Genomic DNA, 13,857 nt, shown 5'->3' on the forward strand with positions numbered 1-13,857 from the left:
TTTCACCTGCCTCCCATCAATAATATTGCTCAATATAGCTGTACGCCTTGTCAAAGACATCCTTGTCTTTGATCTTATACTTGATCCAAACTACACTGCGAAGGGCCTTCTTGACCTCCTGCTTGCCGGCCGTTGTGCTCTGCCAGCCGTCGAAGCGGACAATTTTCACAATGCTGTCAATATCAGCAACTATGCGCTCTACAATGACAGGCGTATTTTTATTCCTCACGCCATTGAACAGCTCCGTCAAGGCAGCGATCCCTTTATCAATTTCCTGCTCCGGAACGACATCTTTCTCCGCCCGAGCTGCTTCCTTCGCCAGTTCCAAAAGAAGCTTCAAAAATTCAATGCTGGTAATAAGCCCCTGTTCATGTTTCTCGCGCAGGGCTTCCAACTTCTCACCCAGCTGGATAAACTTGGGGTCTTTGGCATGGTTCAGAATCTTTGCCACAAGGCTGATCTCAACCTTTTTTGTCGCTTTTTTCAAATCCTTCTGCTTCTCCAGAAAATCATCAATCAGGTCAGCGTCCATGGCAAGAATGTCCATATCTTCGTCGGTCTCACCGACTGTAACATTCTGATGAACCAGCTCAATGGTCTTGGCCCCGAGGGAGGCCCAAATCAGGCCCCCTCTGCCGTCGGTGGGTTTAACGGATTCGTAAACACGGGACAGCCACTGGTAATCCGACTTGTATGTGTTCAAGAAGATATCCGGCGAGAGAGCGTCCCAAGCCCGGTTCAGCACACGATAGTCGGCGGCAAAGGTATCCTTTTCCTTGTTGGTGGGGAGACATTCCTGGGCCGCCATCAGACCTTCCCAGCCCTCTATGGTACGGTCAACACCCATAAAATAACCGAGGCATTTTTTCATCAGCGTCGGCAACTGTTTTTTGATCTCCTCAATATTCGTGATAATACGACGCATACTGGTCTCATCAAAATCAAGAGCTTTCGCCACATCGTCAAAAATACCAATGTAATCTACGATCAAGCCGTGAGTTTTTCCCTGGTCATAGGTTCGATTTGTGCGACAGATTGCCTGGAGCAGCGTGTGATCCTTCATAGGCTTGTCCAAATACATCGCCTGTAAAATAGGGGCGTCAAAGCCGGTCAGCAGCTTGGAGGTGACGATCACCAGCTTCAGCTCTCTGTTTGGGTCCCGAAACACGTCCAGGATCTTTCCCTCCGCATCACGATCACGGCGGTATTTCCTGTAGCGATCCTCCTTGTCGTTATTGGCATCCATAACAATCGTAGTGGCATCCTCGCCAAGCAGTTCGTCCAGGATTGCTTTATACATCAGGCAGCACTCCCGGTCATAAACCACGATTTGTCCCTTGTAGCCGTTCGGCGCAATTTTTGATTGGAAGTGCTTTGCGATATGTTCGCAGACCTTTCGAATGCGGGCCGGGTTATACATGATAGCCTTCATGTTGACGCGGCGGGAAAGCTCATTCTTTTCCTCCCTGCTCAGCCCCGCCTCATCGGTCATTGCTTCAAATACCCGGTCCAGTTCATCTTTGTTGACATGCAGCTCCACGGGAACCGGCTCAAAATGCAGAGGCAGCGTCGCACCGTCCCGGATGGAGTCTGAGAAAGAGTACCGGCTCATATAGCCGGTGCGGTCCTCCTCTGCGCCGAAGGTCAAAAAGGTATTCTTGTCCACCCGGTTGATTGGCGTACCGGTAAGGCCAAAGAAAAACGCGTTGGGAAGGGCTATGCGCATCTTCTCACCCAGGTCTCCCTCCTGCGTCCGATGGGCCTCGTCCACCATAACAATGATGTTGTCTCGGGCATTCAGCTCTCCATTGACCTCACCAAATTTGAAAATTGTTGTAATCAGAATCTTCCGCATATCTCCGCGGAAGAAAGAGGAGAGTTCCTCCTTGGTGGACGCGCTGGTCAGATTGGGAATGTCGGAGGCGTTAAAGGTCGCCGTGATCTGTGTCTCCAAATCAATGCGGTCATCCACAATCACAACCGTAGGATTTTTGAGTTCAGGTACCATACGCAGCTTCTGCGCGGCAAATACCATCAGCAGCGATTTGCCGGAGCCCTGGAAATGCCAGATCAGCCCTTTCTTCGGATACCCGGCAAGGACACGGCTGACGATCATATTCGCACCCTCAAACTGTTGATAGCGGCAGATAATCTTATATTTCCGGTACTTTTTATCGGTGGCGAACATAGTGAAGAACTGGAAGATGTCCATAACCTTTTCCGGTGTAATCATATCTGCTATGCTGATCTTCACATCCGCAAGGTTACCCTCCGCCTTATGATCAGAGGTGTGCCACGGTCCCCACATATTGATGGGCATACTCACGGAACCATAGCGGTAGCACTTCCCCTCTGAGGCAAAATTGAATACATTTGTAACAAACATGGCGGGAATGCTTTTCTCATATGCGGAAATATCTCCAGCAGCATCAAGCCACGTAATAGCACTACGGACAGGCGTCTTCAGTTCGCCAATCGCAATGGGAAAGCCGTTGATTAGCAGCACAATATCCAGACGTTTGCCTCCATCCACCTGGGGATATACCCATTGGTTGGTGACGACATATTCGTTTAAGGCAATGTCCTCTTTGCGCATCGTACCAAAGAAGCGAATCGGAACCATACGACCGTCTTTTCCAAAGGGGAAGGAGTTTTCTTCAAACACCAGCTTTTTAAACAGCTCATTCTGGGTCACCAGGTTATGCGGCTGTACAGACACAATAACAGTTCGAAGCTTATAAATGACCTCGTCAGCACGGGAAGGTTCCGCTGCGATCTCAGGATTCAGCCGAATCAAAGCTTCCTTCACCATGAACTCCACCATAACATCAGAATACATACGCGGAAGCTTCTCAGCGGAAATGTATGTCCAACCATTCTCTTTCAAAATGGAGATGATCATTTGCTCCATAGTGTTGTCTTCATTAAATAGGGATTTCATGTAACCTTCCCCCTTACCATGCTTTTGATTGTAATCTTCTCAAAATTTCCTTATCCGCCGGGCAAAACTCGTATTGCGGTATTTCCGTCACTGTAATCCATTGGATATCATTGTGCTCAATCATCTGGGGCGTTCCCTCGATAATCGCCGCATTGAACAGTGTCAGATGTACATTCAGGTCCGGGTAATCGTGGTCGATTTCCATAAACACTTCGTCCACTGAGATGGTGACAGCCAGCTCCTCCCGGCATTCCCTCGCCAGTGCCTGATCTTTTGATTCTCCCAGCTCCACCTTGCCACCCACAAACTCCCACAGCAATCCCCGCGCTTTATGGGCTGGACGCTGGCAGATTAGAAACCTGTCCCCGTCCCAAATCAGTGCCGCCACCACTTCGGTTACTTTTTTCTCCATACCGTCTGTCACCCTCGATTTGCCTTTTTCCCCTGTCTGTGCTATTTTATATGAGTATATCACGAATTTCCCCCTGGGGGAAGTGTACAATGGAGGTGCAATGCCCGTGGTACGAGAAATTATGCGGGATGAAGCGTTCCTCTCCCAAAAGGTTGAACCGGCCACTTTGGAGGACTTGACTGTCGCCCAGGATCTGCTGGACACCCTGACCGCCCACAAGGACAGCTGTGTGGGTATGGCGGCCAATATGATTGGCGTTAACAAGCGGATCATCGTTTTTGACAACGAGGGCAAATATATGGTGATGTTCAACCCGGAAATCATCAAAAAATCCGGCCCTTATGAGGCAGAGGAGGGCTGTCTCTCCCTCTCCGGCACCCGGAAGGCCAAACGCTGGCAGTCCATCAAGGTGCAGTATCAGAACGAGCAGTTTCAAACACGCTTCAAGACCTTTACCGGCTGGACGGCACAAATCATCCAGCACGAGATTGACCACTGCGAAGGGATTTTGATTTGAACTGGGAGGCCTGTACTTGAAACGTGTCGTCATCTTATCCGACACCCACGGCCTGCTGCGGCCGGAGGTGCTGGAATACCTGCCCCAGGCTGATATCATCATCCACGGCGGCGATATCAACACCCAGGCCATTGTGGACAAGTTCCGGGAGTACGCCCCGCTCTATATTGTCCGGGGGAACAACGATAAGGAGTGGGCGGAGGGATTGCCGCAAAGCCTCATATTTTCCATTGAGGGCATCCGTTTCTTCCTGATTCACAACATGAGGGATGTTCCTCCGGATTTGTCCAACATGGATGTGGTGGTTTACGGTCACTCCCACAAGTACGCCTGTGAGGAGCGGAATGGCGTTCTGTGGCTGAACCCTGGCAGTTGCGGACGTCGGCGCTTTGATCAGGAGATTACCTTTGCTGTCATGACCGTTGACGGAGAACATTTTCAAGTTGAGAAAGTGATTATTCCTCATGAAAAGAAGTAATGCGATAGAGTTGGGCCTGACCATTCCCCTCCAGCGACACTTGCACATCAAAGCACTCCCTTATAGTCAAGAACCGGACCACCGCTTCTGCTGGGACCTCCACGTCATTCCGCTGCGGGGCAGGCCCAGTCTGCTGGCAGTCCACTGCCATACGCGATACACATTTGTGCTGTACGATCTCAGCCATCCAGAATGGGAGCATCTTCCAGACATTTTTCTAGATGGTCTGCGCCGCAGTCTGTTCGCCGCCGGCTTTGCCGCAGAAGAGACGAAGGAGCTGTGCGGTTCAGAACTGCCTCTGTTCACCAGGACTCATGGCCGCCGGGAGGTGGCGTTTTTAAACCGCGCCTGGGAGGATGTAATGGCTACGGAGCTGGCCCTGGACGAAAGCAGCCAAAGTCAGCCCCTGCTGGATCAGCTGATCAACGCCAAACCCAGCCGATGCGCGGGAATGGAAGGCCTGGACACAGCGGAAAGGCGGCTGACGGAGATGCTTTCCCAAATCTGAAAGGAGGGGGCTCTATGCGCATTATCATCGCCCCGGCGAAGAAAATGGTAGTGGACACGGACAGCTTTGCCGTGGATAGTCTGCCTCAGTTTCTGGAGAAGACAGAGCAGCTGAAGGCTGTCCGCCAGGGTATGTCTCCAAAGGAATTACAGGCCCTCTGGAAGTGCAATGACTCCATCGCCAAACTGAACATAGAGCGGCTGGAACAGATGGACCTGCACCGTAATCTCACCCCGGCGATTTTCTCTTATGAGGGCATCCAGTACCGCTACATAGCCCCCGGCGTGATGGAGACAGCCCACCTGGACTACCTCCGGGAGCACCTGCGCATCCTCTCTGGCTTCTACGGTCTGCTGCGGCCCTTCGACGGCGTGACCCCCTACCGGCTGGAAATGCAGGCAAAGCTGGCGGTGGACGGCTGCCGGGACCTCTATCAGTTTTGGGGTAGCCGCCTGGCCCGACAGCTGGCCTCGGAGGCGGACGTGGTGCTGAATCTGGCCTCCAAGGAGTACAGCAGAGCGGTCTGCCCAAAACGGTGCAGTTTGTCACCTGCGTCTTTGGAGAATTGAAAGACGGCAAGGTCATTGAGAAAGGCACCAAGTGCAAGATGGCCCGTGGGCAGATGGTGCGCTGGCTGGCGGAGAACCAAATCAAAAGCCCGGAGGATATCCGTGCCTTTGACCAACTGGGCTATCGTTTTTGCCGCTCCACATCGGTGGGGAATCACACCGCTTATCTTTGGATACAGTCCCGCAAGGATTGACCCGCTTCTTGGTCGGGAGCGGCTTAATATTCTGCGCTCAGCAAGAAATCTGCGGTGCGTGTCGTTTTGATTCCCTGATAATTTTCGTCTATCTGCTTGCTGAAATATGGATGTCTTTATACTGCTAAAGTATATGGTTATAACCGCAACACTTACTTTATATCAAAAGTTTTGCGGTTTATATCCGCAAAACTTTTTCACCAAGACAGCTTCGACGGCTTCCAGCATCGGAGAATATCCCATATAAAATCCCCAGATTCAGGGAAAACTGAATCCGGGGTGATAAATTATGGGATTTTTCCGCGATACAAATAGGACAGGCCCCTATTTTGAGGGCTGGTACTTCAAGCACCAGAACCCGCAGGGGCAGACTCTTGCGCTGATTCCCGCGTTCCATATCGACAGAGAAGGACACTGCACCGCTTCTCTCCAGGTCATTTCAAAGGATCAGGCGTGGTGGCTGGAGTACCCGGAGGCACAGCTGCAAGTCTCTCGGCAGTGTTTTCAGGTACAGATTGGACAGTCCTGCTTTAGCAGTCAGGGGATCGACCTCCATATCCGCCAGGACAATCTTTCCCTCTGCGGTTCACTGCGCTACGGTCCCTTTACCGTTCTGCGGTCTGACATCATGGGGCCGTTCCGATTCTTCGTCGGAATGCAGTGCTCCCATGGCGTCATCAGTATGGGGCATTCCCTGGAGGGGACACTGGAGCTGAACGGCGAGTGCCTGGATTTCTCCAACGGGATCGGATACATCGAAACAGACCGGGGCCGCTCTTTTCCAAGCAAGTACCTCTGGACCCAGTGCCTTTGGGACGGACCGGAGCGGGGCAGCCTGATGCTTGCCATCGCGACGATCCCCCTGCCAGTGGGCGGCTTCACCGGCTGCATCTGCTCCATTTTGTACCATGGCCGGGAATACCGCCTGGCCACCTACCGAGGCGTCAAAATTGAAAAGTGGTCTCCCTCCGGTGCGGTGATCCGTCAGGGGCAGTACCGCCTGGAAGTAGAATTGCTGAACGAGCGGCGGCAGGCCCTCCGTGCTCCGGTAGAGGGCCGCATGGAGCGCACTATCCACGAGAGCCTCTGCGCGGAGGTTCGTTATCGCTTCTGGCACGGGGACAACCTCTCGCTTCAGCATACTGACTCAAATGCTAGTTTTGAGTATTCCTTCGTAAACTGATTGCCTCTGCCGGCAAAATATCCTCGCCTTTGCTCAAAAACTTCAAGCGCAATTTTGCCGGTCATGATTTTAGCATTTGGCCCCATGCTTTGGATTTTTCTTTTATCTTTGGATATTCTCCCTCAGAATCTGAGTGCCTGTCCCGGCAGAAAACCGTTGCAAAACCTTCCCATCAGAGTTAGAATACAGACAAAATAACACGAAAAGTATTTCCTGTCCTGTATTATTATAAAGTTTCCGAAAAATTTAAAACAGGCGCAATTTATATCTTGTACTCCTTGACAAACAAAAATCTTGTTGTATAATACAACGATTTAGTTCACGCTAAATGGTCGGGTCGGGAAAATAAAATATAGGGGGATATTATATGCACGACTTTAAATATGTTACCAGAAAAGAACGTGCCCCAGTCAAAAACGGCCTGATTGCTATTATAAAAAGGACTCAAAATTTGCTTCGGGATGATTTTACTTTTCGCTTTGATTTCGTGGGAAGTGATAGGCGTAATATGGTGACTTACGCCCCACAAACAAATATTGGTTATGATTTTGATGTTAATCTGGAGGTCAACGACGATGATTGCAATTATACTCCGGAAAAAATCAAATTCAAAATTATACAGGCGTTGAATAAGGTAGCCCATAAGTATGGATACGATTACGCTGAAGACTCGACCCGTGTTATCACCATCAAATTCAAGGACAGAAAAAACTCGCGTATTCTTCACAGCTGCGATTTTGCCATTGTAAATAACTATACAGATGAAGAGGGCCATAAACGGCAAGAATATATTCGTTTCAATAAAAGGCAGAACAGTTACACTTGGGAGGAACAGCCTGGTGGATACTATATGCTTTGCGAAAAAGAACAGTGGATAAAAGATAATAGACATCACGATAAATTAAGAAAACTGTACTTAGACAAGAAGAACAAGAACAGCGATTTAAGGAAACATTCACGATCCCTTTATGCTGAAGCTGTACATGAGATTTGCCAAAGATATGGCTTCTATGATTAACTTTGCCGTTGGTTTGAGGATGATAATATCCTTTTGACCACAGAACCTACCACAGACGTGGCCGGAACACATGGAAAACACCTCGTTAAAGAGGCTTGCAGATGAAGTGAACTCCAGCAGAAATGGCTAAAAGGAGCAAAAACAAGCCAAAAAAGTTTTATGAATCTTTTCGCATCCGTGAGGTTCGAGGGTTCGATCCCCTTCAGGTCCACCAAAGTAGACAAAACCTGTGTGTAACGATAGTTATACGCAGGTTTTGTTGTTTGTTATTAAATTAGCAAAAAACTCAATTCATATTTAGCTATAATTACACATCGGAAGATGCCAGCAAGCAGATTTGAGGAGATTTATCCTCCTTCAAACCTGCTTTTATTCATGTTTTAGAAAGTGAGGCTATTATGAAACTTCCATATGGCTATGTTTTGGTTGGCGAGGAAATTGCCATCCATGAGGAACGAGCAAATAATGTTCGCAGTATATTTGAGTACTACCTTGCTGGAGCCAGCTTGGGAAAAATTGTTGATATGCTCTTTGCGAAGGGCATAGCTTCTCCGACTGGAAGCACCAAATGGACCAGGGCGGCTGTTGATAAGCTCCTGGACAATAAGAAATATATCCCAATTGTTGGGGTAGACGTATATATAGATGCTCAATTCGAAAGGAATCGCCGGTGTAATGTAGATTATGACAAGGCCGGACATCCAAGAAAAACGACCAGATATCGGTCACCTGCTCTCAAAGCAAGATGAGACTATACAAATCCTGTTTTTTCTGATATACTTGCAGAAAAAGGGAGAATGGGATCATGACAGAGAAAGAAGTGGTGAACTCTACATACGTTTGGCATTCCAATATGAGTCCGCAATTGGTCGGCTTCTCGACAAGAAGATAATTGACCAGGACTTGGTGGACAGGCACAGGAAGTCTTTTTACGACTCGTTAGATGAAGAAAAACTCCGGACGGCTCAAAAGATTGGAGATTATACTGAAATCATACGACGTTATATGCGAGGTATGATCTGTGAGGATATGGTGTCATTGACAGGACTGGCAAAGCAATATTCAGTGGATTCCCCTGGGTATACCATTCAAAGCTGGATGCGTAGCCGCAACACGTTGGAGTTTCTTCGTCAATGGGAGAATGACATGAATTCGGAATTTGATGATAGGGCCTGTGATGAGCTAATTCACCAGGGGCATACCACATCGCTTACCATTACGCCATTGTTGTGGATTCGTAGGACTCACGCAGTTGGAATGCGAGTAAAGCAGGGTAAAGGTGGGGGCGTGAGTGCCTACCCTGAAATTGCGGCAGACTTTCATTTATGGTTAGATCCGAAAACTCGGTTAGCAGTTGTTAGGAAACAAATGAAGCTCCGTCAAAGTTGATCATATGTGACGAATAATTACATATTCCCCTTATGAGGAAAACTCTCGAACTGGTTCTTGATTTAGCGTACTTACTTAAGCCGCAGAGTGCTACTAGATTATGATAGAGGTTTTAATTATAGACTATATACTAAGAAGGATTGAGAACAATCTTTCTCTGAGTGACCCTGGTGGTTTCTATGACTATATCACTTATTTGCGAACACGTATCGAATATGATTGCCGTTGTAAGCGAGCCGAGAATATTTACCTGCAAATTAGCAACATCACCGGAATGCTGAATACAGAAATTGACTGAACATGCGTCTGTATTTGCGTGTTTATGAATTTGCACTCTATTGATGCCTACTAACCAGTGGCTAATCCATCCCACCCGCTCAGGCAGAAAATTTTATGATTCACTGAATGAGGAAAAACCTCGGACTTCCAGAAAATTAAAAACTATCATGGAATTGTATGCCTATGCACAAAGAATTATCTGGAAACTTCCTTCATAAACTCTTTTGTGTCGTTTAGAGGCCGGTACAGCGTAACTTGTCCTTGCATTTTTTCGTTTGTTTCACTATAATGTAGAGTCGAGTCCATTTTAAAGGAGACAATCATGGAAAAGTTATTTTGGGTAGGACCCCGGGAATCTGACATCTTCGGGCTTAACTCCCTGTTTTCCGGCTCTATCACTCTATACGGAAACATCGCTTGACAATGGTAAACACACCATTGAATAAGGCGCTGGGGGTAAGAAATCAGATTTTCCACTCAAACGACACACGGTCAGCCGTGGCGTGGACCTGGGAGAGAATGATGTCGGCTACCTGCCGCCGATCCTCAAAGTCGATGTTGTCCCAGTTGCCCAGGTGGGCGGACAGGAACTCAATCTTTTGCGGGGAAACGCTTTCGGCGTTCAGCGCGGCAATCTCCTTTATCAGCCCTTGGCGGCGGGTGTCCAGCTCCTCGATCTTCCCGTTGGCGTAGGACATCAAAACCGCGCTGGCCCCGGTCAGGGTGTTCAGCAGCTTTTCAATCTCGTCCTCCACCTGGGCCAGCTCCACGTTTAAGGCGGTCAATTTGGGATTGACCGTCTCCGCCTGGGCGGTCAGGGTTTGAAACTCGGACAGCTTATGCACCATAGCCTCATAGACGAACTGCTCAAATTCCGGCGTCCGAAGCGTCCCGCAGCCCTCGCAGCTCATGTTGTCCGCCCGCTTGGTACAGCGAAGATATTGCGTTCCCGCCCGGTTGCCCATGCTTTTCAGCGCCCGCCCACAGTGGCCACACTTTACTTTCCCGGCCAGCCAGGTATTTTTCGGCTTGCGTCCACCCTGGAACGTGATGTTTGCCATCAGCTTTTTCCTGCACCGCAGCCAGGTATCGGCGGGGACAATGCCCTCGCTGGGGGCCAGCACAAGGATCTGATTTTTCAGGTCCTTGTTTTTCCGCTCCTGCACGTCCCGGCCCTGGTAGAGATAGCAGCCGTTGGTCCCGGCGAAGTCCGCCGCCTCGTTTACCACCACGGCCCCCTGCCCCTTGAAGAACTCGTACAGCTCCAGGTCCGCCTGGGCGTAAATGGGGTTGCGGAGCATTTGAGAAATGAAGCCCCGGCGCAGCTCCTTGTCATACACCAGTATGCCCTCCTGGGCGAAGTACCGGGCAATATCTCCGAATGACGTGGACGGCTCGGCGTACATTTCAAACATCAACCGGGCGATATTCGCCGTGTCGGGGTCCGGGATCATCATTTTCGTGCGTATGCCCTGGATGGTGGTGGGCTCCAGCTTGAAGCCGTAGGGGGCCGCGCCGCTCATGTGGAAACCACGCTGGCAACGGGAATAGTAGGCGTCCGTTACCCGCTTCTGGATCGTTTCCCGTTCAAGCTGGGCAAACACAATGCAGATGTTCAGCATGGCCCGGCCCATGGGGGTGGAGGTATCAAACTTTTCCGTAGAGGAAACGAACTCCACATTGTATTGCTGGAACAGCTCCATCATGGTTGCGAAGTCCAGGATAGAACGGCTGATACGGTCCAGCTTGTAAACCACCACCCGGCGGATCAGGCCCCGCTTGATGTCGGCCATCAATTCCTGAAAACGGGGGCGGTCCGTGTTCTTGCCGGAAAAGCCCTTGTCCTTGTAGTCCTTGAAATTCCCTCCCCGCAGTTCGTACTTGCAAAACTCGATTTGACTTTCAATGCTGATACTGTCTTTGCGGTCCACAGACTGTCTCGCGTAGATAGCGTCAATGCGATTTTCCATTGTCGGCTCCTTTCCGTATCGGAATGGAGCTGTCAACCTTTACAAGTATATTATACCAAAGACAGCCCCAAATCACAAGGATGTCACCCGGTCAGCGCATTTCCGCGCGGCCTGGAGCGTACTTGCGGAACACGGAATAAAGCCCCGTCTCGATCTCCCGCTTGCGTTTGTCCCGCACCTTGGGGGCGAGAATGGGGGTCAGGTTTTCAACGGTAATCGTCCGGCCCTGGAAAGAGGCCGTTTTCACTTCCTTGTGGTAGCTGGTTCTCGCTTGTGCCATAATCTGCCCTCCTATGTAAAACAGGGTTCCTATGCGTACAAGTTTCCCGCTGGGTAGTGGGGAAACGCAGAAAGGTAGCACCTAAAAAAGTGCTGCCTTTCAACCTTGCTCCACGTCTGGACACGGTGTCCAGAGGCCAGCAGGTTTTCCATTTCGATCCACGAACGGGGCCGCGCCGGGGGAAGTTTGGGCTGCCGCAAGACAGACAGGCCCCAGGCGGGCGGCCCCCTTGGTTTTGTTGTACGCTGTATTTGCCACGCACCCCCAGCGCGGGGAGTATTCCAGGCCGCCGTTGGCTCCGGCTGTCATAGCTCCACAGCACCGCCGCCCCCCGTGGAGAGGCTGGCGCGTGCCGCAGGGCTCCCCCGCAAGTCCGTGGGAGGGCGTGAGCAAGTTTCATTATCCCCCGTGCTGTCGTCGCGCCCGGCCTGCCACAGCCGGGTCAAAGGTTCACGTTGATCGCTCGGTCCGCTCCACTTTCACCTCCTTGGAGCTCCCATCCTGGCGGCGCGCCTTTCGTCGCTATTCACACGGGTTTTGTGCCTGGAATACTGTGTATTCAGTTGTCGGTGGGAGGCTTGTCCCTCCTCACCTATCAGGCGGGTTATAAGCACAATTCGCAGGCGGCCAGCGCAAATTCCCAAAAGAATTTTGAGTGTTTTTATAATCTGGAAAGGTCGTGACGCCAATGGAACAAATTATCAAAAAATTTCATCCAAATAATTTCTAAAAATTCACTTTTTGTTTGGGTAGAGACTTTATTTTTTTCCTAAATCTGCCGATATAAATAAAGAATAGGCTTGCAATCAGCACAAAAAGGAGGCGGCGATATGACAATCAATGATATTGCCAGAATGGTGGCAAGTGGAGACAGGTATCAGCGGCAAAGCGCGACACCAAACCTTCCCAATGGTTCACTCCCCCCAAAAGGCCATGTAAATCCCTATTGTCCCGAAGGTATGGATATTACTGGGATGAAAGAATCTGATTTTAAGATCATTCCAGTATCGAAAGAAGTAGAGACACGAATCAGAGATATGACTTTTAATAATATGAAGAAATATTACGGCATGACTGCATCAAGCGGAAATGATATGGGGGATACAATTAAAGCGTATGTCTTGACACTCCCTCCCAAGGATAGGGCTAATGCAGGATATACACTTAATCAAATCCATCGTGAGGAGGCCAACAGATTACAGGATTTTGTAAAATCCCGTGTTCCCGGCTGGCAGGTGGGGCAGCCCTTTGACACCAGCATCTTGAATGAATACCGTCAGGGCGTAGATATGAAAGCATAGGAAAAACTGGTCTGGAGTAAATCTCCAGGCCAGTTTTTCATGTTTACGGCTATACGCTCATGCGGGCCGAATTACGGGAATTTCACAGAGGGTCAGCGCAAATTCCCCAAAAGAATTTTGAGCGTTTCCATGCCCCGGCTGATACTGTCCCGGACGGCGTTCTCCGTCACATTTTCCGCCCTGGCAATTCCCGTCTTGCTCCTGCCCAGGATATAGTGGGCGTAGACGCGCCGGGCCTGGACGGGCGGGAGACGGTCAAGGGCGGCATAGAGGGCGGCGCGGTCCTCGGCCAGCTCCATGATCTCCTCCGGGGTCAGCGGGGGATAGGTCACGTCGGCCTCAAAGCCGGGGGTCCCGTCCAGGGAGCACTCGTCATGGTCCCGCTTGCGCCGCTTGTAGCTGTCGCACATACGGCCCCCAATGGAGAGGGTCACGGCAATCTCCTCCGACACTTCCAGGGTGACGCACTCGGTCAGATGGGGGTAGTAGTTGTTCAATTTGATGGTCGTCATATGTAACCTCCATTTCGATACGGGGCGGAAAGGGACAGATCGAAATGGAGGGCGGGGAACGACAGTGGGCCTCTGGACACGGTGTCCAGAGGCTCCGGGGTATAAAAATGTCCGCATGGCGCAAGGCCATACGGACGTGTCGGGGCGACAGGATTTTACAATTTTCGCATTTGCGGTCAGGGCTTCCCTTTAGAGGGGGAGGGCTTTTTTTGACAGATCAAGGGGATGAACAATACAAAATGGCACGGCGTAACCTCCTTTTGCCGCCGTGTCAGTAAAAAACGACGGTCTTGAAATTGAACCGCC

Annotated in this window: 13 protein-coding genes and 1 pseudogene; 9 read left to right on the forward strand and 5 right to left on the reverse strand. The window is 50.3% G+C overall.

The annotated features are described in order from the left end of the window. Nucleotides 1–16: 16 nt before the first annotated feature. Entirely contained in the window at nt 17–2,941 is a 2,925-nt protein-coding gene (locus D1641_RS14290; RefSeq protein WP_160666847.1) for an HsdR family type I site-specific deoxyribonuclease, read from the reverse strand. A 13-nt stretch (nt 2,942–2,954) separates the two neighbouring features. Beyond that, complete coding sequence (locus tag D1641_RS14295; RefSeq protein WP_160666849.1) at nt 2,955–3,353, reverse strand: (deoxy)nucleoside triphosphate pyrophosphohydrolase; 399 nt, start codon at nt 3,351–3,353, stop codon at nt 2,955–2,957. A gap of 106 nt (nt 3,354–3,459) precedes the next feature. Between D1641_RS14295 and D1641_RS14300 the strand changes: the two genes are divergently transcribed. The 8 genes and pseudogenes from D1641_RS14300 to D1641_RS14335 all read left to right on the forward strand — a co-directional run bounded on the left by D1641_RS14300 (nt 3,460) and on the right by D1641_RS14335 (nt 9,209). Further along, a complete protein-coding gene (locus tag D1641_RS14300) occupies nt 3,460–3,870 on the forward strand; it encodes a peptide deformylase (RefSeq protein ID WP_160666851.1) in 411 nt (136 codons plus the stop codon). A gap of 16 nt (nt 3,871–3,886) precedes the next feature. Then, nucleotides 3,887–4,348 carry a metallophosphoesterase family protein gene (locus D1641_RS14305; RefSeq protein WP_160666853.1) on the forward strand — a complete coding sequence of 154 codons (462 nt, stop codon included), beginning with the start codon at nt 3,887–3,889 and terminating at the stop codon, nt 4,346–4,348. Further along, nucleotides 4,335–4,856, forward strand: a complete 522-nt coding sequence (locus D1641_RS14310) for a hypothetical protein (RefSeq protein WP_160666855.1) — start codon at nt 4,335–4,337, stop codon at nt 4,854–4,856. The genes D1641_RS14305 and D1641_RS14310 overlap by 14 nt, the downstream gene beginning before the upstream one ends. Nucleotides 4,857–4,870: 14 nt before the next feature. After that, nucleotides 4,871–5,619, forward strand: a pseudogene (yaaA, locus tag D1641_RS14315) (peroxide stress protein YaaA). 289 nt (nt 5,620–5,908) lie between these two features. Then, a complete protein-coding gene (locus tag D1641_RS14320; RefSeq protein ID WP_160666857.1) occupies nt 5,909–6,802 on the forward strand; it encodes a tocopherol cyclase family protein in 894 nt (297 codons plus the stop codon). Between the two features lie 367 nt (nt 6,803–7,169). Further along, a complete protein-coding gene (locus tag D1641_RS14325; RefSeq protein WP_160666860.1) occupies nt 7,170–7,820 on the forward strand; it encodes a hypothetical protein in 651 nt (216 codons plus the stop codon). Nucleotides 7,821–8,218: 398 nt separating this feature from the next. After that, the gene (locus D1641_RS14330) at nt 8,219–8,569 is read left to right on the forward strand and encodes a recombinase family protein (protein WP_160666862.1); all 351 of its coding nucleotides are present in this window, start codon (nt 8,219–8,221) and stop codon (nt 8,567–8,569) included. After that, nucleotides 8,505–9,209 carry a KilA-N domain-containing protein gene (locus tag D1641_RS14335; RefSeq protein ID WP_160666864.1) on the forward strand — a complete coding sequence of 235 codons (705 nt, stop codon included), beginning with the start codon at nt 8,505–8,507 and terminating at the stop codon, nt 9,207–9,209. Before D1641_RS14330 ends, D1641_RS14335 begins: the two co-directional genes overlap by 65 nt. Before the next feature lie 743 nt (nt 9,210–9,952). Here D1641_RS14335 and D1641_RS14340 read toward each other — a convergent pair. After that, nucleotides 9,953–11,458, reverse strand: a complete 1,506-nt coding sequence (locus tag D1641_RS14340) for a recombinase family protein (protein WP_160666866.1) — start codon at nt 11,456–11,458, stop codon at nt 9,953–9,955. Between the two features lie 91 nt (nt 11,459–11,549). Continuing rightward, nucleotides 11,550–11,738 (reverse strand): hypothetical protein, encoded by a 189-nt coding sequence (locus D1641_RS14345; RefSeq protein ID WP_160666868.1) that lies wholly within the window; start codon nt 11,736–11,738, stop codon nt 11,550–11,552. A gap of 830 nt (nt 11,739–12,568) precedes the next feature. On the opposite strand from D1641_RS14345, the gene D1641_RS14350 reads away from it, so the two are divergent. After that, nucleotides 12,569–13,039 carry a hypothetical protein gene (locus tag D1641_RS14350; protein WP_160666870.1) on the forward strand — a complete coding sequence of 157 codons (471 nt, stop codon included), beginning with the start codon at nt 12,569–12,571 and terminating at the stop codon, nt 13,037–13,039. A gap of 92 nt (nt 13,040–13,131) precedes the next feature. Here D1641_RS14350 and D1641_RS14355 read toward each other — a convergent pair whose 3' ends face one another. Next, entirely contained in the window at nt 13,132–13,551 is a 420-nt protein-coding gene (locus tag D1641_RS14355) for a sigma-70 family RNA polymerase sigma factor (protein WP_160666872.1), read from the reverse strand. Between the last annotated feature and the right edge of the window lie 306 nt (nt 13,552–13,857).

This window comes from Colidextribacter sp. OB.20 (genome assembly GCF_009911595.1).
GTDB lineage: Bacteria > Bacillota > Clostridia > Oscillospirales > Oscillospiraceae > Lawsonibacter.

Excerpts from the sequence above, each read along its gene's own strand:
- D1641_RS14295 (WP_160666849.1), bottom strand. The coding sequence starts at position 3,353 with ATGGAGAAAAAAGTAACCGAAGTGGTGGCGGCACTGATTTGGGACGGG.
- D1641_RS14355 (WP_160666872.1), bottom strand. The coding sequence starts at position 13,551 with ATGACGACCATCAAATTGAACAACTACTACCCCCATCTGACCGAGTGC.
- D1641_RS14345 (WP_160666868.1), bottom strand. The coding sequence starts at position 11,738 with ATGGCACAAGCGAGAACCAGCTACCACAAGGAAGTGAAAACGGCCTCT.
- D1641_RS14335 (WP_160666864.1), top strand. The coding sequence starts at position 8,505 with ATGACAAGGCCGGACATCCAAGAAAAACGACCAGATATCGGTCACCTG.
- D1641_RS14325 (WP_160666860.1), top strand. The coding sequence starts at position 7,170 with ATGCACGACTTTAAATATGTTACCAGAAAAGAACGTGCCCCAGTCAAA.
- D1641_RS14290 (WP_160666847.1), bottom strand. The coding sequence starts at position 2,941 with ATGAAATCCCTATTTAATGAAGACAACACTATGGAGCAAATGATCATC.
- D1641_RS14320 (WP_160666857.1), top strand. The coding sequence starts at position 5,909 with ATGGGATTTTTCCGCGATACAAATAGGACAGGCCCCTATTTTGAGGGC.
- D1641_RS14340 (WP_160666866.1), bottom strand. The coding sequence starts at position 11,458 with ATGGAAAATCGCATTGACGCTATCTACGCGAGACAGTCTGTGGACCGC.
- D1641_RS14350 (WP_160666870.1), top strand. The coding sequence starts at position 12,569 with ATGACAATCAATGATATTGCCAGAATGGTGGCAAGTGGAGACAGGTAT.
- D1641_RS14310 (WP_160666855.1), top strand. The coding sequence starts at position 4,335 with ATGAAAAGAAGTAATGCGATAGAGTTGGGCCTGACCATTCCCCTCCAG.
- D1641_RS14330 (WP_160666862.1), top strand. The coding sequence starts at position 8,219 with ATGAAACTTCCATATGGCTATGTTTTGGTTGGCGAGGAAATTGCCATC.